Origin of the sequence: Bradyrhizobium cosmicum, from assembly GCF_007290395.2 — a bacterium.
In the GTDB taxonomy this organism is placed as follows: Bacteria; Pseudomonadota; Alphaproteobacteria; order Rhizobiales; family Xanthobacteraceae; genus Bradyrhizobium; species Bradyrhizobium cosmicum.
Genome location: NZ_CP041656.2, coordinates 4,773,343 through 4,794,605 on the forward strand (window position 1 = coordinate 4,773,343; position 21,263 = coordinate 4,794,605).

Genomic DNA, 21,263 nt, shown 5'->3' on the forward strand with positions numbered 1-21,263 from the left:
CCGTAGCTTGTCTCTGTTATTCTGCCGCCATCAGGCTCGGCCGGGGGGCATCCTTCCAGGGCGCCTTGGTCTTCTTCCAGATCGGCGAGTTGATCGCCATGTCCATGTCACGGGCGAAGATCGCGAAGCCGTCATAGCCGTGGTACGGCCCGGAATAGTCCCACGAGTGCATCTGCCGGAACGGCACACCCATCTTCTGGAAGACGTACTTCTCCTTGATGCCGGAGCCGACGAGGTCCGGCTGGATCTTCTCGACGAAGCGCTCGAATTCGTAGCCGGTGACGTCGTCGTAGATCAGCGTGCCGTCCTTGACGTAGTGCTGGGCGGTGCGCTGATAGTCGTCGTTGTGACCAAACTCATAGCCGGTCCCGACCACTTCCATGCCGAGGTCTTCATAGGCGCCGATCACGTGGCGAGGACGCAGGCCGCCGACGAACAGCATCACGGTCTTGCCTTCCAGCCGCGGCCGGTACTTGGCGATCACCGCGTCCATCAGCGGCTGATACTTCGCGATGACGCGCTCGGCGCCTTCCTTGATCTTGTCGTCGAAGAAGCTGGCGATCTTGCGCAGCGATTCCGCGATCTTGCTCGGGCCGAAGAAATTGTATTCGCACCACGGAATGCCGAACTTCTCCTCCATGTGGCGGGAGATGTAATTCATCGAGCGGTAGCAGTGCAGGACGTTGAGCTTGGCCTTGGGCGTGGCTTCGAGCTCGGCGAGGCTGCCGTCGCCGGACCACTGCGCAATCACGCGCAGGCCCATCTCCTCGAGCAGGATGCGGGAGGACCAGGCATCGCCACCGATATTGTAGTCACCGATGATCGCGACGTCGTAGGGCGTCGGCTCGAATGTCGGCTTGGCCTCCGGAGAGATCTTGTCGAAGATCCAGTCGCGCACGGCGTCGTTTGCAATGTGGTGACCGAGCGATTGCGAGACGCCACGGAAGCCCTCGCAGCGCACCGGCACGATAGTCTTGCCTTCATACTCCTTCGACTTAACCTTCGAGACCGCCTCGATGTCGTCGCCGATCAGGCCGATCGGGCATTCCGACTGGATGGTGATGCCGTGGTTGAGCGGGAACAGCTCCTGGATCTCGTCGATGATCTTGGCGAGCTTCTTGTCGCCACCGAACACGATGTCCTTCTCCTGGAAGTCGGAGGTGAACTGCATGGTCACGAAGGTGTCGATGCCGGTCGTGCCGATGTAGTAGTTCCGGCGCGCCGCCCAGGAATACTGGCCGCAGCCAACCGGGCCATGGCTGATATGGATCATGTCCTTGATCGGACCCCACACCACGCCCTTGGAACCCGCATAGGCGCAGCCCCGGATGGTCATGACGCCGGGGATGGACTTCAGGTTGGACTTGACGCCGCAATCCGACTTGCCGGCCTCATGGACGTTGAGATGCTTGGCGCGACGTTTGGCCGTCTTCTCCGGATAGACCTTCAAGACCTCATCGATCAGTTGCTTGTTGCGGGCCTTGATCTCCGCGACGCTCTGGGTGGTTGCTAGGCTCATGCGAGTATCCTTCGGTTTATCCTGTGCAATGAGGGGGCGGCGCTTCTCCGAAGCGTCGGATGTAACTGGACGGCCTCAGGCCGGCATCGCCGCGAGTTCAGCCGCGGTCTTGCCGACGACGGACTCGTCGACCGCCTTCATGATGCCGTGCTCCATCAGCATATCCTCGAGCTCGTCCATCGTGATCGGGGTCGGGATGATGCCCTTGCCCTTGTTGTTGTGAATCCGGGTCGCGAGCGTGCGATAGTGTTCCGCTTGCTTCGAGTCGGGCGCATATTCCAGAACCGTCATGCGGCGCAGCTCCGCGTGCTGCACGATGTTGTCGCGCGGCACGAAGTAGATCAGCTGGGTGCCGAGCTTCTTCGCCAGCGCTTCCGCCAGTTCCAGCTCCTTGTCGGTCTGCCGTTCGTTGCAGACCAGGCCGCCGAGACGCACGCCGCCGGAATTGGCGTATTTCAGAATGCCCTTGGAGATGTTGTTGGCGGCATACATCGCCATCATCTCGCCGGACATCACGATGTAGATTTCCTGCGCCTTGTTCTCGCGGATCGGCATCGCGAAGCCGCCACACACGACGTCGCCGAGCACATCGTAGGACACGTAGTCGACGTCTTCATAGGCGCCGTTCTCTTCCAGGAAGTTGATCGAGGTGATCACGCCGCGGCCGGCGCAGCCGACACCGGGTTCCGGACCGCCGGACTCGACGCAACGGATGTCGCGGTAGCCGACTTTCATGACATCCTCGATTTCGAGGTCCTCGACGCTGCCGGCATTCGCCGCCAGGCTCAGGATCGTATCCTGCGCCTTGGCGTGCAGGATCAGGCGAGTCGAATCCGCCTTGGGATCACAGCCGACGATCAGGATCTTGTGGCCCATCTCCGCCAGCGCAGCCAGCGTGTTCTGCGACGTCGTCGACTTGCCGATACCGCCCTTGCCGTAAAACGCGATTTGTCTCAGTGAAGACATGTTGCTCTCCATCAACCGATGCTGATCGCCCGGCGTGCGCTCTCTCATGATCCGGTCGGACGGCTAGCTTCCATCTGCATCTCGACGAGATCCAAAGGACGACAGCCGCGCCTTGCGCAAAGACTTTTGCAACGAGTGTGCCAGCGCGGTCTCAATGCAAAAAGTGCCGTATTATGAGCGAGATAGCGATGCGGGCCGTGATTGTTGCAAACCCGACATCGCGCCATGTCGACATGTTCCCCCACGGCGCGCTGTTCGAAACAAAACAATGCGCCGGGCAAATCAAACGATCGCCAGATGCGCGCTTTCAGCTGGGAATGCGTCTGTGACGCTCGCGGTATGGAGCTTGCTTGGTACGTTTCGTCGACGCATCGAGGGTCCCATGCAGCTCGAACCGAAATTGCAAGCCGCTGCCCATCGATCGACCGTCTTCGTGATTGAAGGCGAAGAGGTCGTACGGTCTGCGCTGTCCTACATCCTCAGGGACCGTTATCGGGTACACACATTCATATCGACGGACGAAGCGCACATCTCCGCGGACAAGCCCGATGTCGTCTTGATTGGCGCGTCCATCTTGCAGGACCGGAGCGAGACGCTCCTACCCGAACTCATTGCGCAATTCGCCGGCGCCAAGATCCTGTTCGTGGCCGACCGAACCTCCGACCCTCTCGCGCAAGCATGCCTCGGAAGTGGTGCACACGGCGTCGTCTCCAAGCCGATCTCGTTTGATCCGGTTTGCGATGCCGTCCGCTCCGCCCTCGCCGTACCAATTGTGCAAGGCGGCCCGTCCCGCCTCATCCGCATGGCGTTTGGCTAGATCCAGACGCCCGCAAGCGTGCCAACCACGGAGAAGACCCATGACCACATCGCAGCAGCAGGCGCTCTCGATCGACGACATCGTCGAAAACTTCGCGCTGCTCGACGAATGGGACGATCGCTACCGTTACGTGATCGAGCTTGGCCGCAAGCTGGCGCCGTTTCCCGAGCAGGATCGCAACGAGGTCAATAAGGTGCGGGGGTGTGCCAGCCAGGTGTGGCTGGCAACGACCGTCTGCCGGAGCGATGGCGAAACAGTGCTCACCTTCATGGGCGACAGCGATGCCCATATCGTCCGCGGCCTGGTCGCGATCCTGATCGCGCTGCTGTCGGGGCGACCCGCTTGGCAGATCGCGAACGAAAATCCAATCGCCCTGTTCGAGCGGCTGGGTCTTGGCGAACATCTGACGCCGCAGCGCTCCAACGGTTTCCGCTCCATGGTGGAGCGGATGCGCGCGGATGCCCAGGGCGTGCTGTCGGAAGCGGTCTAGTCAGCGTCTATTCAAGGCCGACGTCGAGAGCCGTTCCTATCCGCATCATCTCGTGGCCGCGCATGATGACGAACACTGAGCGTCCGGCGAATTCGACCGTGTAGTAAGTATCGTCGAGAAACCGCCACCTCTCGCGGACGATTCCGGTATCGCCGGGATACACCAGGGCCTCACCGACGTCCTTGTGCGGGTACATGCCGTCGTTCATGATCGGCGCCAGCGAACGGATCGGCTCTCCCGGATCGAAACGGCCGGCCAGCCGCATTTCCATGTTGCGCACCGTCTTGTGCCGACCGGCGTTGCATACGACGCGCGCGACCGGCTTCGACTTGGAGCCCGACGGGGGCTTCGGCTTCGCAGCGATCTGTCCGCTCATGAGAATAGCTCCTGGGCCTTGGTCAGCGCCTCCGCGAGGACGTCGACCTCCTCCTTGGTATTGTAGAGCGCGAACGAGGCACGGCAGGTGGCTGAGACACCGAACCGATCGAGCAACGGCATGGCGCAGTGCGTGCCGGCCCGCACGGCGATGCCGGAGCGATCGATCACGGTCGCAAAATCGTGGGCATGCGCGTTCTTCATCTCGAACGAGACGATGGCGCCCTTTTCGGCGGCCGTGCCGATGATCCGCAACGAATTGATTCCACGCAACCGTTCCTGGGCATAGGTCAGCAGCCCATTCTCGTGTCTGCGGATCCGCTCTTTGCCGATGGAATTGATGTAGTCGATCGCGGCACCAAGCCCGATGGCCTGCACGATCGACGGCGTCCCGGCCTCGAAGCGGTGCGGCGGATCGCCATAGGTGATGACGTCACGTGTAACCTCGCGGATCATCTCGCCGCCACCGTTGAACGGCGTCATCGCGGCAAGATGCTCGTACTTACCGTATAGCGCGCCAATGCCGGTCGGTCCGTAGAGCTTGTGGCCGGTGATGACGTAGAAATCGCAGTCGATGTCGCGGACATCGACGTCCATGTGGACGCAGCCCTGCGAGCCGTCGACCAGAACCGGAATGCCCCGGGCGTGCGCCAGCCGAACCACGTCCTTGACGGGAACGACGCTTCCCAGCACGTTCGACATCTGCGTGATCGCCACCATCCTGGTGCGATCGGTCAGGAGCTTCTCGAACTCGTCGAGCAGGAAGTTTCCATCGTCATCAACCGGTGCCCATTTGATGACGGCGCCCTGACGCTCCCTGAGGAAGTGCCAGGGCACGATATTGGCATGATGCTCCATGATCGAGAGTACGATCTCGTCACCAGGGCCGATGCGCTCCCGACCAAAGGTTTGCGCCACCAAATTGATCGCTTCCGTGGCACCGCGCGTGAAGATGACCTCCTCGCGGCGCCCGGCATTGAGGAAGCGCGCGACCTTGTCACGGGCGCCCTCATAGGCATCCGTCGCCGCATTGGCGAGATAGTGCAACCCGCGATGCACATTGGCGCATTCGGACGTGTAGGCCTGGGTCAGGCGATCGAGCACCGCTTTCGGCTTCTGGGCGGATGCCGCATTGTCCAGATAGACCAGCGGCTTGCCATAGACCTGCATCGCTAGGATCGGGAAATCCTCGCGGACACGCTGAACGTCATAACTGCCGTTGCTGACTGCCGGATGCATGGGATCATCCCCGCCCCTTGAGCCAGTCCGTCATGATCCGGGACAGAGCACCGCGCAGATCCTCCCGGTCGATTGCGTCGATCACTTCGCCGACAAAGGCCTGGATCAGCAGCGCTTCGGCCTCCTTCTCGGGGATGCCGCGGGCCATGAGGTAGAACTTGAGCTGATCGTCCAGCGCGCCAGTGGTGGTTCCGTGTCCGCACTGCACATCGTCGGCGAAGATCTCGAGCTCCGGCTTGCAATTGGCAGTCGCCTCATCGGACAGCAACAGCGCCCGCGCCATCATCCTGGCGTCGGTCTGCTGCGCGCCCTGCTGTACCGTGATCCTACCCTGGAACACTGCGCGGGCCTCGTCATCGACAACAGCCTTGAACACCTCCCGGCTTTGCGAGCCGGCTGCGACGTGATCAATGACGAGCGTGGTATCGGCGTGCTGCCGGCCGGCGAGCAGGCTCGCTTGATGGATTTGAGCATCGGTCCCCTTGCCGGCGAGCGTCACGAGGAGCTGGTTTCGCACCACGGCGCCGCCGGTCGTGAAACCAAACTCGCGATAGCGGACGCGCGCCCCGATCTCAGCCTGGAGCGTCGCAATATGCAACGCAGCGGCGCCCTCGCAGGTCAGCTTGATGCGGTCGAACTCGGCGTCATCCGCCACAATTAACTGAAGCGCGGTATTGACCTGATAGTCGGACAAGTCGGGACCCTCGTGCGTCTCGATCAGCGTGACACGCGCCCGTTCGCCAACCTCCAGCCGGGACACCGTAAACATCGCCGACGGCGTGCCGGTCGTGGTGACGTAGGCAAGATGGATCGGTCGCTCGAGAACGACGTCGGGAGCGACCGCGATCACGACGCCGGACGCCGCGAACGCACGATTGAGCGAGGCGGCCGGATCGCACTCCGCGCCGCTCAACAGAACCGGCTCGTCCGCGGCAAGAACCTCGGTAGCCGAACGAATGCTGACCCCGGCTTCAAGGCTCGCGAGATCGGACAGGTCGGGGACGAATACGCCGTTGACGATGAGGAGCCGCCGTAGCCCCAGGTCGTCGAGCGCCGCTCCCGGCACTGCGGCGTCCACTTTGCTCGCATCGGGCAGCGGGGCCAACGGCTTGGCATCACGCACCAGGCGCCGAAGATCGGTGTACTTCCAACCCTCCAGCCGCGCGTGAGGCAGACCGGACTCGGAGAAGCGATCGAACGCCTCGAGCCGGAGCGCTTCGGTCCGGCTGCCACCGGGCAACGTCTGGCGCGCTGCGGCAAACAGGTCGGCGAGCCCGATCTCGGCTGCAGTCTTCACAGGGCGGATCTCGGCGTTCATGGCGATCAGGCCGCTTCGCTTTGATACTGGGCGTAGCCGGTCGCTTCCAGCTCGAGCGCCAGCTCCTTGCCGCCGGTCTTCACAATGCGGCCGGCCGCGAGCACATGCACGACATCGGGCACGATATAGTCGAGCAACCGCTGATAGTGCGTGATGACAATCATGCCGCGGTCCGCCGCCCGCAGCCGGTTGACGCCGTCTGCGACGATGCGGAGCGCGTCGATGTCGAGGCCGGAATCGGTCTCATCCAGTACGCAGAGACGCGGCTCCAGGAGCGCCATCTGAAGCGTCTCGTTGCGCTTCTTCTCACCGCCAGAGAAGCCCACATTGAGGGGGCGCTTGAGCATCTCCGGATCGATACTGAGTTGCTTGGCAAGTTCTCGCACGCGCTTCAGGACGTCGGGCGATGACAGCTCTTCCTCGCCACGCTTCTTGCGCTGGGCATTGAGCGCGGTGCGCAGGAAAGTCAGCGTGGCGACACCGGGAATTTCAAGGGGATATTGAAAAGCCAGGAACAGCCCCTTGGCGGCGCGTTCATCCGGCGCCATGGCCAGCAGGTCTTCGCCATTCAAATACACTTCGCCACCGGTGATCTCGTAACCCGGCTTGCCTGACAGCACATAGGACAGCGTCGACTTGCCGGCGCCATTCGGCCCCATGATGGCGTGGACCTCGCCTTTGCCGACGCAAAGGTCGAGCCCATTGAGGATCTGGCGGCCATCGATCTCCGCCTTGAGCCCACGGATGTCCAGGAGCGCCGTCATCACACTTCTCCTTGCGTCTCGCGTTCGGCCATCATCAGCCTACGCTACCTTCGAGCGAGATCGAGATCAGCTTCTGCGCTTCCACCGCGAACTCCATCGGCAGTTGCTGCAGCACGTCCTTGACGAAGCCGTTGACGACGAGGCCGACCGCCTCTTCTTGCGAAAGGCCGCGCTGGATGCAGTAGAACAGCACGTCCTCGGAGATCTTCGAGGTCGTCGCCTCGTGCTCGAACGTCGCCGAGGAGTTCTTCGCCTCGATGTACGGCACGGTGTGCGCGCCGCATTTGTCGCCGATCAGCAGGGAATCGCAGGCCGTGAAGTTGCGCGCGCCGGTCGCCTTGCGATGGGCGGTGACGAGGCCGCGATAGGTGTTCTGCGACTTGCCGGCTGCGATGCCCTTGGAGATAATCCGGCTCGACGTGTTCTTGCCGAGATGGATCATCTTGGTGCCGGAGTCGACCTGCTGATAGCCGTTCGAGATCGCGATCGAGTAGAACTCGCCGCGCGAATTGTCGCCGCGGAGAATGCAGCTCGGGTACTTCCAGGTGATCGCCGACCCGGTCTCGACCTGGGTCCAGGAGATCTTGGAGTTGTTGCCACGGCAGTCGCCACGCTTGGTGACGAAATTGTAGATGCCGCCCTTGCCTTCCGAATTGCCGGGGTACCAGTTCTGCACCGTCGAATATTTGATCTCGGCGTCGTCATGGGCGACGAGCTCGACCACGGCGGCGTGCAGCTGGTTCTCGTCGCGCTGCGGCGCGGTGCAGCCTTCGAGATAGCTGACGTAAGAGCCCTTGTCGGCGATGATCAGCGTGCGCTCGAACTGGCCGGTGTTGCGCTCGTTGATGCGGAAATAGGTCGACAGCTCCATCGGGCAGCGCACCCCCGGCGGCACGTAGACGAACGAGCCGTCGGAGAACACCGCCGAGTTCAGCGTCGCGTAGAAATTGTCCGAGGTCGGAACCACCGAGCCGAGATATTTCTGGACCAGCTCGGGATGCTCGCGGATCGCCTCCGAGATCGGCATGAAGATCACGCCGGCCTTCTTCAACTCGGCCTTGAAGGTGGTCGCGACCGAGACCGAATCGAACACCGCGTCGACCGCGATCTTGCGCCTGTTGGGGTCCTGCTCGCCGGGCTTGGGCTCGACGCCTTCGAGCATGGCGACTTCCCGCAAGGGGATGCCGAGCCTCTCATAGGTCTTCAGGATCTCCGGATCGATCTCGTCGAGCGAGGTGATCGTCTTCTTCGGCTTCGGCGCCGAATAGTAATAGAGGTCCTGGAAGTCGATCTTGGGATAGTCGACGCGGGCCCAGGTCGGCTCGGTCATGGTCAGCCAGCGCCGATAGGCTTCGAGCCGCCACTGGAGCATCCAGGCGGGTTCGTTCTTCTTCTCGGAGATGAACTTGACGGTCTCTGCCGACAGCCCTTTCGGGGCCTTCTCGGATTCAATTTGCGTTTCGAATCCATAGCGATACTGATCAACGTCGATGCCGCGGACCCGCTCGATCGTTTCCTGAACCGCTACCATCTATTGCTCCCTACGCGAAATCGATAGACCAGCCGTGCTCCGCGCACGATGCGTACGTGCCCGGTTGGCCGCGTAGGCGATGACCCGCGTCACATGACGTTCGGGACCAGTCACGAGCAGGCCCAGTTGCATGGCCCGGCGCAGGACCTGTGCCGCCAGCGTATCGATCCAGCCCGATGGTCGTGAGCGCGTCATCGGCCCGCCCTATGCTGGAACGCAAGTGTCGGGTACGGGGCAGACGACCGCGCATTGCGCCGTATCGAAATGCCCTTCGCACTCCGTGCACTTCTTCGGATCGATGACGTACATGTCGCGCTTGAGGCTGATCGCGGCGTTGGGACATTCGAACTCGCAGGCACCGCAGACCGTGCATTGTGAGGCGATGATCTTGTAGGCCATGTGGTGCGGCTCCTCGACCGAGCGATGTCATTTGACATCACCCTTTCAAAGGCCGTGCCAACCGCGAAAGGCCTGAAATCCAATAGCTATCTTGCTTATCGCGTTGTCGTGGGCCCGACAGCGTGTCGCATCTGCGACATGCGCTGTCAGAGCCGCTTGACCTCAATGTCGTACTTCTTCAGCGCGTAACCGATCTGCCTCGGCGTCAAGCCGAGCAGACGCGCCGCTTTCGCCTGGACCCAGCCAGACTTTTCCATCGCCGCAAGGACACGATCGCGGTCGGCCAGTTTGGCGACACCGGACGTCTCAGGCGCCGAGCGCGCGACAGGCTCGACGGTTGCCGGCGATGGCGCAATCGCGCTGGACCCTGTTGGTGGCGCGGACCGTATCGTCGATAGCGGCACGATCGGCAGGGAGCGCTGCGCCGGCAGGTCCGATCCGCCATTCCACAAGATCGCCGACAGGCACTGGCCGTGGGAGCAGGCAAAATCGCTCCTGACGATTTCGCGTCCCGGCGCCAGCGTCGCTGTCCGCTGCACGCAATTCTCCAGCTCGCGCACATTGCCCGGGAAGCCGCAATTCATCAGGACTTCAACGGCATGCGAACCGAAAGTCAGCTCCCGGCCGTTTTCGACGTTGAAGTTCTTCAGGAACTCGCCCGCCAACAGCGGGATATCGCTGCGCCGCTCTCGCAGCGGAGGCAATATCATCGGCACCACGCTGATGCGATAGTAGAGATCGGCGCGAAATTCGTTACGCGCGACCGCTTCTTCCAGATTGCGGTTGGTGGCGGCAATGACGCGGACGTCAACCTTGATGGTCTGGTTCCCGCCGACACGCTCGAACTCCTGCTCCTGCAGCACACGGAGGAGCTTGGCCTGGAACGAGGCGGAAATCTCGCCGATCTCGTCCAGGAACAACGTGCCCCTGTCGGCGAGCTCAAACCGCCCCTTGCGGGCATTGAGCGCACCGGTAAACGCGCCCTTCTCGTGGCCGAACAATTCCGACTCCAGCACCGATTCCGGCAGCGCCGCACAATTGATCTTGATGAACGGCCGCTTGGCCCGCGGCGACAATTCGTGAATGGCTTTGGCGATCAGCTCCTTGCCGGTTCCGGACTCGCCGCGCAACAGCACCGTCGAATTCGATTTCGCGACGATGGCAATCTTCTCCAGCAGTCCGCGCAATGCCGGGCTGTCGCCGATGATACCTTCCACGTGGACTTTCTTACGGTCCCGCTGCGGCTTGAGCTCGGATAGCTCCTTTTGCAGCCGATAGCTTTCATGCATCAGCCGCTCACGGTCCTGCGCCACGACGCGGTGCAGCTTCACAGTCTGCCCGACCAAATTGGCGATCATGGTCAACAACCGGACGTCCGAGTCGAGCCGAAACACCGACCGCTCGTCCCAGATCCGGTCGATCGTCAACGTACCGACGACCCTGGCGTCAATACGAATCGGAACACCAATGAACGAGACGCGCGTTGCTTCGGAGGCTCCGAGCACCTCCATGTCGGCTGGGCTAAAGGCAGGATGGGCCGCGATGTTTTCCGCAACCAGCGGCATGGCGGTCGCCACGATCTGGTCCACCGCCCTCTGCGGTAGACGGCTCCGGTAGCGCTCGTCGGTCCCTTCGCTCCAGCCCGCGCCGACGGCAAGGTCCGGAACTCCGTCGTCCGCGAGCAGCGCCACGACGCCGTGACGCATCTGAAGGAACGACTGCAGGAGATTCACGACGCTGGCGAGCGTCGTCTCCAATCGCGTCGGCGCAGTCAATATCTTGGAGATCTCGAAGATGCCGGTGAGCGCGATCTCATTGATCGGCACGAGCGGCGCCGCGCGCTCAACGTTCTCACGCGCGACTGCAGAAGTGGATTGCAGCATGACGGACTCCCCGTTGCTCTTTCCATCCTCCCCGATGCTTTCTTCAGATTTTGTCGTATTGTGGTTCATGTGCAATCGGAAGTCGCGCCCAACTTGTCAGCATCGCTGCAAAAAACTTCTGTCGTGCCTGCCCGCTTTCTCATCTGTCCCGCGGAATTGACCCTCAAAAACCGCCGAACGCCCGAACGCCGCTACTCCGCCTTGATCTGGCGCAAACCGCGCGATTTTTTCTTGCCTCCGTTTCCTCAGACATGCTGGCCGCCATTGATCGGTACTTCGGCACCTGTGACGTAGCTCGCCGCCTCCGAGCATAGGAAGAAAATCACCTTCGCAACTTCGTCGGGCGTGCCAACGCGGTGCATCGGTATGATCGGTGCGAGCAGTGCCTCGGTCTCCGGGGACAGGATATCGGTCTTGATCTCGCCCGGCGCGATCGCATTGACGCGAATTCCATGGGGCGCGTAGTCGTGCGCCATTTCACGTGTCAGGCAGGCAAGCGCAGCCTTTGACGTTGCATAGGCCGTACCGGCGAACGGGTGCACGCGGGAGCCGACAATCGAGGTGACGTTGACGATCGCGCCGGAGCCCAGCTTGAGCTCGTCGAGCAAACCCTGGGCGAGCAGGATCGGTGCCAGCAGATTGACGTGAAATACGTCCATCCACGTCTCGACCGGTGTCGTCAGCGAGGTCAGCCGGCGGCCGTCAGCCGCCTTTGGTGAAATCCCCGCGTTGTTGATCAGTGCATGCAGTGGCGCGCCATTCAATCGTTCCTTGATCAAGGCGATCGCCCGCGGCAACGCGCGGTGATCGCTCAGCTCGACCTGAACATGATTGTCAGCCCCCGAATCCCAAGGGCATCGGCCGCCATCGAACGGTTGGCGAGAACACGTAATGATGCGCCAGCCTGCGTCCGAGAACAGCTTTCCCGTGGCATGACCAATGCCGCGCGAGGCTCCGGTCAACACGATGGTCTTTCTTTCTCGGTGCTGCGCGCGCGACTTGTCGCCGTGGAATGGGCAGAGCGCAGCATCCGGCAGAACGGAAACATCGTCGCGATTCAATGTATCGAGGGACAAGCAGGCTCCTGAACACGTTTCCCGAAAGGCGCATCAGTCACATCGTTGGCGACCGCTGCTGCAGGAATTGGGCCATGCCTTGCGAACGAATTGCGGCGGTTTTCTCCGCTTGTTGTCGGCTTCGCGACACGTTGGCAGGTTTACAACAGGAAGACGTTGGCTTTCGGACCAAATGCTCTGGTGGTTGCCCATCACGCGTTCCTGAATGTTGCCGGGCGCTTGACGGCTGTTTTTCAACGATTCCAAATGGCCCGCCTCTTGCTCCCATTTGTTCCAGGCTCATGCAGTGATCTTGCCTTGCGGAGACTGTGTCGCCCGCGTCCCGGCTTGACGCTCCTGTCTGCAAACGTGGTTTCAAATGCCGCAAACGAACGACCAACAACTCTTTGCCGTTATCCTCGGTACCAACGAGATCGCTTCCGCGATCGGCGTCCAGCTTGCGCATATCGGATATTGTGTGGTGCTGTCGCACGATCCGGATCCGCCCGTGATCCGGCGCAAGATGGCATTCCACGACGCGCTGTTCGCCGACACCGCGCAGGTCGAAGATGTCATCGCCGAGCGCGTTGACGATGGTTTGCAGGTCTACCAGGCCCTGCGCCAGCCGTCGCGGGTCCTGGTCACCTGGCTCGGCTTGCTCGATCTGCTTCCGGTACGCCAGATCGATGTTCTGATCGATGCGCGCCTTCAGAAGCGCCGGATTACACCCGACCTCCGGCGCCTCGCCCGGTTGAGCATCGGACTGGGCCCAGGCTTCTCGTCGAACTTCAATTGCGATGTCGCGGTCGAGACCCGCCCCGGCAAGATCGGGCTGGTCACGGATCAGCACTGGACCGATGCCGCCGACAACGTGGCGAGTTCGCTGGGTGATGTCGGCGCCGAACGCTTTGTCTACTCACCGTTCGCAGGCCGCTGGCATACCCCGATCGAGATCGGCACCCGCGTCTACAAGGATCTCGTGCTTGGTCACCTCTCCGGCATTCCGGTGGTCGCACCGCGCGACGGCATCTTGCGCGGCATCGCGCGTGACGGCAGCGAAGTTCCGGCCGGCGTCAAGCTGCTGGAGGTCGATCCGCGCGGACGCCACGCCCAGTGGACCGGAATAGACCACCGTGGGCGGGCGATTGCGAACGCAACCTCCTCGGCCGTCAGGCTTCGCGCCGTCCGAAGCGTCACACAACGGAATCCGGCATGATCGTCTGCTCCTGCAACGTCATCAGCGATCACGACATCAGAAGCGTCGTTGTGTCGGCGGACGATGGTCTGTGTTCGGCTGCGCAGGTCTACGGTTGCCTCGGATGCACTGTCCGGTGCGGGCATTGCTCCCACTCCGTAAGGCGCATCCTCGCGGAACGATCGCTTGATTGCGCACAATATCCGGGGGACGCGGAGATAGCCCCCCGGCCGTAGCTGCCCAGCCTGCGACCGCTTCTCTTCACTCGTCCAGCAGATCCATCAGTTCCTCCACCCGGTCGAACGTATCCTCGTGCCCCCCGCCGGCGTAGACCACGCGATCGCCATCGCGCTGGAGCGACCGCGCCCTCGTCTTGCGCAGTCGCCCGGGAAGGAATGTCGCGGCGACGGCCTCAGGTCCGACATCGAGCCGGACGATGCCACGCCGCTTGCAATCGAGCCTGAGTCTCGCCGCTGCAAAGAAATCGCGCGCCTCCGGAGGGAGCTTGCCGAAACGGCGCGAGATCTCCTCCTCCAGATCCACAAGATCGTCTTCGTTGCGGCACCTCGCAGCGCGACCATAGATCTCGAGCCGCATTGCCTCGGATTGCACGTAGCCTTCGGGCAACGTGTCGGCACACGGCAGGTTGAGATCGGGCACCCACAGAAAGGCGCCGGTGTCGTTGGCTCGCTCGGAGGCCAGCTTCAGGAGATGACTGTAGAGCACCGGCCCGAACACCTGGACATGCCCGGACTGCTGCTCCGAGAACAGGTCGCCGGCGCCTCGAAGGTCCAAATCGCGCTCGCTGATGGCGAAGCCGGCGCCGGGCTTGCTGAACTCCTCGAGGACGGCCAGACGCTTTTCGGATTGTTCCGAAGCCGACTCCGTCAGCAGATATGCAAAGGCACGCGTTCCGCCACGCCCGACCCGTCCTCTGAGCTGATGGAGCTGCGCGAGACCGAACTTCTCGGGCCAGCACACGACGATGGTGTTTGCGCGCGGAATGTCGAGACCGCTCTCCACGATATTTGTCGCGAGGAGAACGTCAGCCTCGCCGTTGACGAAACTCATCATCCGTTCGTCGATCTCGTCGACAGGCAATCTGCCATGGAGACAGACGATGCGCAGGTCGGGCGCCACCGATTGCACACGTACCAGCATCGGCTCAAGATCCTGGATGCGCGGGCAGATCAGAAAACTCTGCCCATTCCGCCTCCGCTCGCGAAGCAATGCTCCGGCGATCGCCGCATCCGAAAGCGGGGCGATCTTGGTCACGATCGGAAGCCGGTGAACGGGCGGCGTTGCGATCACGCTGAGATCCCTGAAGCCCGCTAGTCCCGCAGCGAGCGTGCGCGGGATCGGCGTCGCGCTCATCCAGAGCGTATGCGCATTCTTCGCCAGCCCCGAAAGCTTGGCCTTCTCGGCCGCCCCGAAATGCTGTTCTTCGTCGATGATCACGAGACCAATATCCGCGAACTTCACGTCCTTCGCGGAGAGCGCTTGCGTGCCGACCACGACTTTCAGCCTGCCATTTCGCAAGCCCTCTTTCGTTTCTCTCGTCTCCGGGCCTGAGGTGGCGCGCGACAGGTTTCCGACTTCGATGCCGAGAGGACCAAAGCGTTTACGGAAGGTTTCGACATGCTGCCGCGCCAGGACCGTCGTCGGCACCGCGATCGCCACCTGTTTCCCTGACAGCGCCACCGCGGCCGCCGCGCGCAACGCCACCTCGGTCTTTCCAAACCCGACATCGCCGCATACGACTCTGTCCATTGGGTGACCTGCCGCCAGATCGTCGAGGACGTCCTGAATGGCCTTGGCCTGGTCGACCGTGGTGAAATACGGAAACCGTGCGACGAACCTTTCATAGGCCTGCCCTGGCGCGACCAGCTTAGGTGCGCGGCGGCGGTGGCGCTGGCTGATGTGCTTGGCGAGCGCCTTGGCGGCAATCTGAATTTCCGCTTCAGCCTCGGTCCGGCGTGCCCACCACGTGCTTCCGTCCGCCTTGTCCCGCGTCAGCTTGCCGGGCTCCGCCGCATACGGCCAGATCAGGGCAAGATCGGCCGGCGGCACGAGAACGGCGTTGTCGCCTGCGAACGCCAGTCTGACCATCTCGCGCCGTGCGCCCTTCCCCATATCGAATATCTGCAGGCCGTCGAGCACGGCCAGGCCGCGCTGCAAATGGACCACCGCCGTGCCGCGCGACGGCACATCAGGATGATCGAACGCGGTGGTCCACACCTTTGCCATCGGCTGCGGATGATGGGCCCTGCTGCCGAGCACGTCGGATGCCGTCACCACGACCAGGGGCTTGCGGCCGGCCCCGATGAAGCCGGCATCGAAGTCAGCCAGCAGCGCCGTCTCGCGATCGCGTCCCTTGGTCGCCTCGTTCCAATCGGCACAGCGCTCCGCCTTGATGCCGCTCATCCGCTCCATCGCGCGCAGGTCGTCCTCGACCGCCGCGACGAGGAGCAGTTGCGATCCGGCGCTTCGCATATCGGCAACAAACGCGCGAAGGATCTTTCTTGGCGAGGCGGCCTTCGAGAAATCCGGCGTCGGGGTGAAGGCCGACTTTTGCGGCAGCACGCTCATGCGCTTCTTCAGCCGCTTCCAGTCCGCCTGTCCCAGATAGTCGCGCTCCGCATCCCTGCGGCCGGCCGCCTCCTCGATCGTCCCGAGCCAGCTCTCGGCGTGGGCCAGCACGCCGGCATCCGCGATCCACCGCGCACGGCTGCAATAATCCGGCAGCGTTGCCCGCTGTCCGCGCTTGTTCCCAAACGCAATCCGCTCGGACATCGGATCGATCAGCAGTTCCCTGGTCTCGAACAGGACTTCATGTTCGACCGGATCGACGGAGACGATTCGGCGGAGAGCGCCGTCGGAATGCTCGATCCTGAACGGACCAAGCGCGCCGGCGGGAAACACTTCGAATGTCTTGCCGTGGAACAGGACGCCTCCCGGATAATCCGCCTCTTCGTCGAGATCGTAGCCAAGAGCTTCCAGGCGGCGCTCCAGCTCCTGCTCGGAATAGGCCGCGCCCACTTTCAAGCTGAGGCTGGTCTTCGACCAGTTCGCCGGCAGCGGCAGCCGTTCCATGATGGCCTCGGCGGTGGACACCAGGAACACAGGCTTCTTCGTCCTGGCAAGACGCCGCAGCACCGAGCTCCGCCGGCCCGCGATCTCGCGCGACGGCTCCAGACCGTCGAATGGCAAATTGTTGAGTCGCGGGAACACCAGCGCCTCGACCGAGGGATCGAGCGCGTGGATCACGCCCCCCAGCCGCTCCGCCCTGCTCTCGTCATCGCAGAGGAAGACGAGGCCGTCGCGGCCCGACTTGCTCCATTGCTCGAGCAGATGGAGAGCCAGCATGCCGAGAGGCGATGAGGAGGAGATCGCGGAACGCGATGTCGTCTTGCTTTTGGTCTTTATCGCGCCCGCCGCGGCGCGAGCTTTCTTGGTGGCCGCCAATTTGTATCCATCATTTTTTCGTAAAAATGGGCGTGCGATGGCGAGCCCTCAGCCGAGCTCCGTCCACAACGCACGCGGGGCCCCGAGGCCCAGGGACGTCATTACAATTTCGCGATGGCATTGGAAAGCGGAGACGCAAGCTTTGCAAAGCGCTCCTCGGAAAACTGTCTCTGGAAAACGGCCTGACGGCAACCGGAGGCTATTGCAGGACCTTTGGCAGCACCACGACCACGTCGACGCTCTGCTTGAGGATTTGCGTCGCGACAACGGCAAGGTGATGCGAGAATTCGTCTTCGATCTCGCTCGCACAGTCTTCGTCCCTGGCGATCGCAAACAGCAGATTGCCGTCGATTTCGTCGAATCGGATTCCGGCGAAGAGGCGATCGAATGTCTCGGCGCCCGCGATGGACGCGATTCGCGCCTGGATGGCCTGATCTTCGACGAGGGACAGTTTCATCATGTGCAATGAGATATGGCCGGGCGGCTCGAATGCAAGCGCTGGTACGGCGGTCCGGTCGAACTATATTTGACGGTGTCGTCCCATCTGACAGCCATTCGCCATTGAGGAAAGTCTTGATTCTCTTCCTGTTGCTGATCTTCCTGCCGATAGGACTGTCGGCCGGCCGCTATTTTATGTTCGGCGATGGCCGCGGCAATTGGCAGACGGCAGATCGCTCGAGCGCCGGCCTGCTGCCGCCCGCATCCGACAATCCGGAGGCGCTGATCCGGGTCTTTGCCGCGCGCACAGTGCGGTGGCGGGGCATTTTCGCCGTCCATACCTGGATCGTCGTCAAGGAAAAGGGCGCGTCGAGCTACAACCGATACGATTACACGGCGTGGGGCGACCCGATCCGCAGCAACGGATTTGCACCCGACGGCCGCTGGTTCGGGGCCATGCCTGAAGCCATCGTGGCGGTCGATGGCGCTCTCGCCGAAGACCTGATTCCCAAGATCCGCCACGTCGTCGAGACCTACAAGTTCCGCGCCTATGGCGACTACAGCGCTTGGCCGGGACCGAATTCCAACACCTTCGTGCAGGCGACGCTGGACGCCGTCCCCGAGCTTCGTGCTGTCCTTCCTCCGACGGCGGTCGGCAAGGACTATCCCTACAGCGGACGCTGGGCCGGCATCACCCCGTCCGGCACCGGCCTCTACGCCTCGCTCTCGGGTTACCTCGGCATGACGGTCGGCTGGATCGAGGGGATCGAGCTCAATTTCCTCGGCGCGGTGCTCGGCGTGGACATCAGGCGGCCGGCGCTCAAGCTTCCCGGCATCGGCCGGCTGGGGATAGCGGCCGGTCTGTAAGTCGGCCGACAACGCCCTCGCCAGATAAAATCCGAAAAACAACCCCATGCACAGTAGAACGGCCACCGGCCGGTGGCTGGAGGTGACGGTGCATAAGTTGCCGTGAGGTTTGATCAAATCGGCCAGCCGGCGCAGAGCAGACGCAATCCGGCGGGGACGAGAGAAAGCTCCGACAAGCCTGATGGCATCGGGCTTCGACGGCAAAGAGAGTCGCTGACCACAAGGGCAAGAAGGTCGCGGTCAAAAAAGGAGCCGGCGTGGCGCCAAGGCCACGGCTGGAGGGCGATCGATCGAGCTTCGCGGTAACCCTTGCCACCGGCTCGCGGCATCATCTCCATTCGGCGTCATCGCCGTTAGATTCATGCTCGCATGGTTCGCAACAACGCAAATCCATTTCATCGACTTTCCGCGTGCTGGCGCCATAAAGTTTGCTCCAGTGCAGTCAAGAAAAGCAAGCAGCCGCTGAAATGAAGAAAGCCTGGTCGTTCCTCTCGAGCCTCACGATCCTCTCCCAGCTCGTCGCGGGCAGCGCTCTTGCGCAGCAGCCCGCCAAGGCCGAACTCAAGGTCGGCTTCGTGCCCGGCCCGTATATCGACGAGTTCAAGGTCGGTGTCGAACCCGAGCTCAAGAAGAAGGGCTACAGCATCCGCTACGTCGAATTTTCGACAGGCCTCGAGGCCAACAACGCGGTGTTCAAGTCGGAGATCGATGCCAATGTGATGCAGCACACGATCTTCCTCAACTCCTACAACGAGCGGCAGAAGACCGATCTCGTTGGCATCGTCCACGTCCCGACTCCGCCGATGGGTCTCTACTCGAAGAAGCATCCGCTGGGTACGCCGATCAAGCCGGGTTCGAGCGTCGCGGTGCCCAACGATCCCGTCAATCTTCAGCGCGCGCTATGGGTGCTCCGCGACCTCGGCCTGGTCGAAATCCGCGACAGCAAGCCGGTGGATGTCTCCGAACTCGACGTGATCAGGAATCCCGGCGGCATCAAGATCATTCCGCTGGAGGCGGCGCAGGCCCCGCGGGCCCTGGAGGACGTCGACTTCGCCGCGGTCCAGGGCAATTTCGCGATCTATAGCGGGCTGAAGCTGACCAACGCCTTTGCGCTGGAAAAGATGACGGCGCCCTACATCAACGTCGTTGCCGTGAAGCAGGCCAACGCCAACGCACCATGGGCGCAGGACATCGTCGCCGGTTACAAGTCCGCGACCTTCAAGACGGCGATCCTGTCGGATCGATTCTATGACGGCTTCACCCTGCCGGACTATCTGAAATAAGGCTGGCGCAGATGGCCCATGAATTGCGGATGCCCCGGGCGATCAACAGGGGCGACGTCAGTGAAGTTGTTCTGCTGCCGCTCATCCTGGTCACGGCACTCCTGTTCGCCCTGGGGCTCATGACGGGCTGGCATGCGAAGACGCAGAACGACCATGCGCTGATATACGCCGCGGTCGGAGGCATGGGCATGCCGGTATTGTCCTCGGCTTCCGAATGCCGCAGACCGTTTGGCGCAGCTTCGGCGCCTCGCCTGCGGCATGACGACGTGCTCGCTTTGCTGGCAGCGGACTAACCGCCGGGCGAGATGCGCGCCGACCGTTCGTCAGCGCGTGCCGATCCTGATGTCCCGCGCCGAAGGAAGCGCGCGGGATTTAACGATTTGGTAACGATACGGGCCCGCCCCGGCTGCATTAATCCAAATCGCAGCCCGCCGGTGTCTCGACCGCCACGACCCTGCTATAAACCGAGCGGGTCCGGCTCGATCGACTTTTCCGGGCCATCTCGTCGCCCTGGTCATTTATGAATAAGCCCAGCAACACATTCGATATCGCCATCGAGCAGGCGTTCGATTTTCTGTCTCCGGAATACGCGGAGCTGTTCGACAGCTCGGCCGCGACCGCGTTTCAGCATCCGCTGTGGCTGGACGGCCTCTACGCCAGGCTCGCCTCCCATGCGGGGGCCAAGCCGCTCGTCGTCGTGGTCCGCCGCCGCGCGACCGGGGCGCTGGCGATGGTGTTGCCCCTGCTCCGAATCCGCCGCGGTCCGGTCCGCACCGTTGAATTCGCCGATCTGCGTGTTTCCGACTATCTGGCGCCGGTCTGCAATCCCGAGGTGTTTTCCAGTCTGCTGGAGGACGAAGCTGCATGCGAAGACATTCGGCGCCTCGTCAGACCGTTCGACCTGCTCCGCATGACCAAGCTGCCGGACGGACGGCTCCCCATCGAAAGTCTCCTGGGCGCACCGCGCCGGGTGTCGATGGATACGAATGCCTATGCGACCGTGCTCGTCGCCCCGTTCGAACAATGGCGAGCCAGCACGCTGGATCGCTCTTATCAGAAAGAGCTCGCCAAGAAGCATCGCCAGCTCCAGAAGAAGGGCGCGCTGAGTTTTTCATGCTGTGACGACAACGCCTCCATTCTCGAGGCGATGAACGCGATGAAGCAGTTTCGCGGCCCTCGGTTTCAGGCGCAGGGCGACGGAGACCTGCTGCAGCGCCCCGAATATTACGATTTCTATTCCGGCATCGCGCTCAGTGGCCTCGGCTCGTTGGTCCGGCTCTATGCCATGAAGATGGACGGCAACGTGATCGCGGCCGTGCTGGGCCTGTGCCACCGCGGCAGCTTCCTCATCATCATGAGCGCCTTCGATATCGAGGGGTACAAGAGCCAGTCCCTGGGATCCCTGATGTTCGAGCAGGTCGCGAGGGATTGCATAGAGCGCGGCGATCAGATGCTCGACTTCACCATCGGCGACGAGCCCTACAAGAAATTGTTCGGTGGGCAGCCCTCGCCGATGTGGATGGTGACGCAGGCCGGCAGCACCGCGGGCGCCATCAGCCTGTTCGCGCTGAAACAGGCACCCTGGCTCAAACTCGCGGCCAAGCGGCTATCGGATTTCAGGCTCCTGCCGGCCCGCACCCCAACGCCCACGCGCTGACC

At 62.5% G+C, this 21,263-nt stretch carries 21 protein-coding genes; 10 read left to right on the top strand and 11 right to left on the bottom strand.

Going from position 1 to position 21,263, the window contains the following annotated elements:
• Positions 1-16: 16 nt before the first annotated feature.
• Together nifD and nifH are read right to left on the bottom strand one after the other, a co-directional pair.
• On the bottom strand, positions 17-1,519 hold the full coding sequence (nifD, locus tag FNV92_RS23180; protein WP_143844412.1) for a nitrogenase molybdenum-iron protein alpha chain: 1,503 nt from the start codon (positions 1,517-1,519) through the stop codon (positions 17-19).
• 75 nt (positions 1,520-1,594) lie between these two features.
• Positions 1,595-2,485: a nitrogenase iron protein gene (gene nifH / locus FNV92_RS23185; protein ID WP_143844411.1), complete on the bottom strand. Its 891-nt coding sequence runs from the start codon at positions 2,483-2,485 to the stop codon at positions 1,595-1,597.
• A gap of 173 nt (positions 2,486-2,658) precedes the next feature.
• Between nifH and FNV92_RS23190 the strand changes: the two genes are divergently transcribed.
• From FNV92_RS23190 to FNV92_RS23200, 3 genes are read left to right on the top strand one after another with little or no spacing between them, the layout of a single operon-like run.
• On the top strand, positions 2,659-2,814 hold the full coding sequence (locus FNV92_RS23190) for a hypothetical protein (RefSeq protein WP_168213600.1): 156 nt from the start codon (positions 2,659-2,661) through the stop codon (positions 2,812-2,814).
• A 53-nt stretch (positions 2,815-2,867) separates the two neighbouring features.
• Positions 2,868-3,302: a response regulator gene (locus tag FNV92_RS23195; RefSeq protein ID WP_168213599.1), complete on the top strand. Its 435-nt coding sequence runs from the start codon at positions 2,868-2,870 to the stop codon at positions 3,300-3,302.
• A 40-nt stretch (positions 3,303-3,342) separates the two neighbouring features.
• Positions 3,343-3,792 carry a SufE family protein gene (locus FNV92_RS23200; protein WP_143844409.1) on the top strand — a complete coding sequence of 150 codons (450 nt, stop codon included), beginning with the start codon at positions 3,343-3,345 and terminating at the stop codon, positions 3,790-3,792.
• Positions 3,793-3,799: 7 nt separating this feature from the next.
• On the opposite strand, the gene FNV92_RS23205 is transcribed toward FNV92_RS23200, so the two are convergent.
• The 8 genes from FNV92_RS23205 to FNV92_RS23240 all read right to left on the bottom strand — a co-directional run bounded on the left by FNV92_RS23205 (position 3,800) and on the right by FNV92_RS23240 (position 12,377).
• Positions 3,800-4,168, bottom strand: coding sequence for a nitrogen fixation protein NifZ (locus FNV92_RS23205; RefSeq protein WP_143844408.1), 369 nt, complete (start codon positions 4,166-4,168; stop codon positions 3,800-3,802).
• Positions 4,165-5,406 (bottom strand): cysteine desulfurase, encoded by a 1,242-nt coding sequence (locus FNV92_RS23210; RefSeq protein ID WP_143844407.1) that lies wholly within the window; start codon positions 5,404-5,406, stop codon positions 4,165-4,167. Before FNV92_RS23210 ends, FNV92_RS23205 begins: the two co-directional genes overlap by 4 nt.
• A gap of 4 nt (positions 5,407-5,410) precedes the next feature.
• Positions 5,411-6,724, bottom strand: coding sequence for a Fe-S cluster assembly protein SufD (sufD, locus tag FNV92_RS23215; RefSeq protein ID WP_143844406.1), 1,314 nt, complete (start codon positions 6,722-6,724; stop codon positions 5,411-5,413).
• A gap of 5 nt (positions 6,725-6,729) precedes the next feature.
• Complete coding sequence (gene sufC / locus FNV92_RS23220) at positions 6,730-7,488, bottom strand: Fe-S cluster assembly ATPase SufC (protein WP_015687123.1); 759 nt, start codon at positions 7,486-7,488, stop codon at positions 6,730-6,732.
• 34 nt (positions 7,489-7,522) lie between these two features.
• Complete coding sequence (sufB, locus tag FNV92_RS23225) at positions 7,523-9,019, bottom strand: Fe-S cluster assembly protein SufB (protein ID WP_143844405.1); 1,497 nt, start codon at positions 9,017-9,019, stop codon at positions 7,523-7,525.
• Positions 9,020-9,223: 204 nt separating this feature from the next.
• On the bottom strand, positions 9,224-9,418 hold the full coding sequence (locus FNV92_RS23230) for a 4Fe-4S binding protein (protein WP_015687126.1): 195 nt from the start codon (positions 9,416-9,418) through the stop codon (positions 9,224-9,226).
• Positions 9,419-9,564: 146 nt separating this feature from the next.
• Positions 9,565-11,301: a nif-specific transcriptional activator NifA gene (gene nifA / locus FNV92_RS23235; RefSeq protein WP_143844404.1), complete on the bottom strand. Its 1,737-nt coding sequence runs from the start codon at positions 11,299-11,301 to the stop codon at positions 9,565-9,567.
• Between the two features lie 245 nt (positions 11,302-11,546).
• On the bottom strand, positions 11,547-12,377 hold the full coding sequence (locus FNV92_RS23240; RefSeq protein WP_143844403.1) for an SDR family NAD(P)-dependent oxidoreductase: 831 nt from the start codon (positions 12,375-12,377) through the stop codon (positions 11,547-11,549).
• A 358-nt stretch (positions 12,378-12,735) separates the two neighbouring features.
• Here FNV92_RS23240 and FNV92_RS23245 point away from each other — a divergent pair, with 358 nt between their 5' ends.
• Positions 12,736-13,572 (top strand): xanthine dehydrogenase, encoded by an 837-nt coding sequence (locus tag FNV92_RS23245; protein WP_143844402.1) that lies wholly within the window; start codon positions 12,736-12,738, stop codon positions 13,570-13,572.
• Positions 13,569-13,787 carry a (2Fe-2S)-binding protein gene (locus FNV92_RS23250; protein WP_143844401.1) on the top strand — a complete coding sequence of 73 codons (219 nt, stop codon included), beginning with the start codon at positions 13,569-13,571 and terminating at the stop codon, positions 13,785-13,787. The genes FNV92_RS23245 and FNV92_RS23250 overlap by 4 nt, the downstream gene beginning before the upstream one ends.
• A 25-nt stretch (positions 13,788-13,812) precedes the next feature.
• Here FNV92_RS23250 and FNV92_RS23255 read toward each other — a convergent pair whose 3' ends face one another.
• Positions 13,813-16,917, bottom strand: coding sequence for a DEAD/DEAH box helicase (locus tag FNV92_RS23255; protein WP_143844400.1), 3,105 nt, complete (start codon positions 16,915-16,917; stop codon positions 13,813-13,815).
• On the opposite strand from FNV92_RS23255, the gene FNV92_RS34645 reads away from it, so the two are divergent.
• From FNV92_RS34645 to FNV92_RS23280, 5 genes are all read left to right on the top strand, one after another.
• On the top strand, positions 16,916-17,485 hold the full coding sequence (locus FNV92_RS34645; RefSeq protein ID WP_186355480.1) for a hypothetical protein: 570 nt from the start codon (positions 16,916-16,918) through the stop codon (positions 17,483-17,485). The genes FNV92_RS23255 and FNV92_RS34645 overlap by 2 nt on opposite strands.
• Before the next feature lie 104 nt (positions 17,486-17,589).
• Positions 17,590-18,321, top strand: a complete 732-nt coding sequence (locus FNV92_RS23265) for a DUF3750 domain-containing protein (RefSeq protein WP_143844399.1) — start codon at positions 17,590-17,592, stop codon at positions 18,319-18,321.
• A 467-nt stretch (positions 18,322-18,788) separates the two neighbouring features.
• Complete coding sequence (locus FNV92_RS23270; RefSeq protein WP_143844398.1) at positions 18,789-19,604, top strand: MetQ/NlpA family ABC transporter substrate-binding protein; 816 nt, start codon at positions 18,789-18,791, stop codon at positions 19,602-19,604.
• Between the two features lie 11 nt (positions 19,605-19,615).
• The gene (locus FNV92_RS23275; protein WP_143844397.1) at positions 19,616-19,897 is read left to right on the top strand and encodes a hypothetical protein; all 282 of its coding nucleotides are present in this window, start codon (positions 19,616-19,618) and stop codon (positions 19,895-19,897) included.
• Between the two features lie 227 nt (positions 19,898-20,124).
• Entirely contained in the window at positions 20,125-21,261 is a 1,137-nt protein-coding gene (locus FNV92_RS23280) for a GNAT family N-acetyltransferase (protein WP_143844396.1), read from the top strand.
• The last annotated feature ends 2 nt before the right edge of the window (positions 21,262-21,263 follow it).

Coding starts and splice junctions, on each gene's coding strand:
- nifD (WP_143844412.1), bottom strand. CDS start 1,519: ATGAGCCTAGCAACCACCCAGAGCGTCGCGGAGATCAAGGCCCGCAAC.
- nifH (WP_143844411.1), bottom strand. CDS start 2,485: ATGTCTTCACTGAGACAAATCGCGTTTTACGGCAAGGGCGGTATCGGC.
- FNV92_RS23190 (WP_168213600.1), top strand. CDS start 2,659: ATGAGCGAGATAGCGATGCGGGCCGTGATTGTTGCAAACCCGACATCG.
- FNV92_RS23195 (WP_168213599.1), top strand. CDS start 2,868: ATGCAGCTCGAACCGAAATTGCAAGCCGCTGCCCATCGATCGACCGTC.
- FNV92_RS23200 (WP_143844409.1), top strand. CDS start 3,343: ATGACCACATCGCAGCAGCAGGCGCTCTCGATCGACGACATCGTCGAA.
- FNV92_RS23205 (WP_143844408.1), bottom strand. CDS start 4,168: ATGAGCGGACAGATCGCTGCGAAGCCGAAGCCCCCGTCGGGCTCCAAG.
- FNV92_RS23210 (WP_143844407.1), bottom strand. CDS start 5,406: ATGCATCCGGCAGTCAGCAACGGCAGTTATGACGTTCAGCGTGTCCGC.
- sufD (WP_143844406.1), bottom strand. CDS start 6,724: ATGAACGCCGAGATCCGCCCTGTGAAGACTGCAGCCGAGATCGGGCTC.
- sufC (WP_015687123.1), bottom strand. CDS start 7,488: ATGACGGCGCTCCTGGACATCCGTGGGCTCAAGGCGGAGATCGATGGC.
- sufB (WP_143844405.1), bottom strand. CDS start 9,019: ATGGTAGCGGTTCAGGAAACGATCGAGCGGGTCCGCGGCATCGACGTT.
- FNV92_RS23230 (WP_015687126.1), bottom strand. CDS start 9,418: ATGGCCTACAAGATCATCGCCTCACAATGCACGGTCTGCGGTGCCTGC.
- nifA (WP_143844404.1), bottom strand. CDS start 11,301: ATGCTGCAATCCACTTCTGCAGTCGCGCGTGAGAACGTTGAGCGCGCG.
- FNV92_RS23245 (WP_143844402.1), top strand. CDS start 12,736: ATGCCGCAAACGAACGACCAACAACTCTTTGCCGTTATCCTCGGTACC.
- FNV92_RS23250 (WP_143844401.1), top strand. CDS start 13,569: ATGATCGTCTGCTCCTGCAACGTCATCAGCGATCACGACATCAGAAGC.
- FNV92_RS34645 (WP_186355480.1), top strand. CDS start 16,916: ATGCCGAGAGGCGATGAGGAGGAGATCGCGGAACGCGATGTCGTCTTG.
- FNV92_RS23255 (WP_143844400.1), bottom strand. CDS start 16,917: ATGCTGGCTCTCCATCTGCTCGAGCAATGGAGCAAGTCGGGCCGCGAC.
- FNV92_RS23270 (WP_143844398.1), top strand. CDS start 18,789: ATGAAGAAAGCCTGGTCGTTCCTCTCGAGCCTCACGATCCTCTCCCAG.
- FNV92_RS23275 (WP_143844397.1), top strand. CDS start 19,616: ATGGCCCATGAATTGCGGATGCCCCGGGCGATCAACAGGGGCGACGTC.
- FNV92_RS23280 (WP_143844396.1), top strand. CDS start 20,125: ATGAATAAGCCCAGCAACACATTCGATATCGCCATCGAGCAGGCGTTC.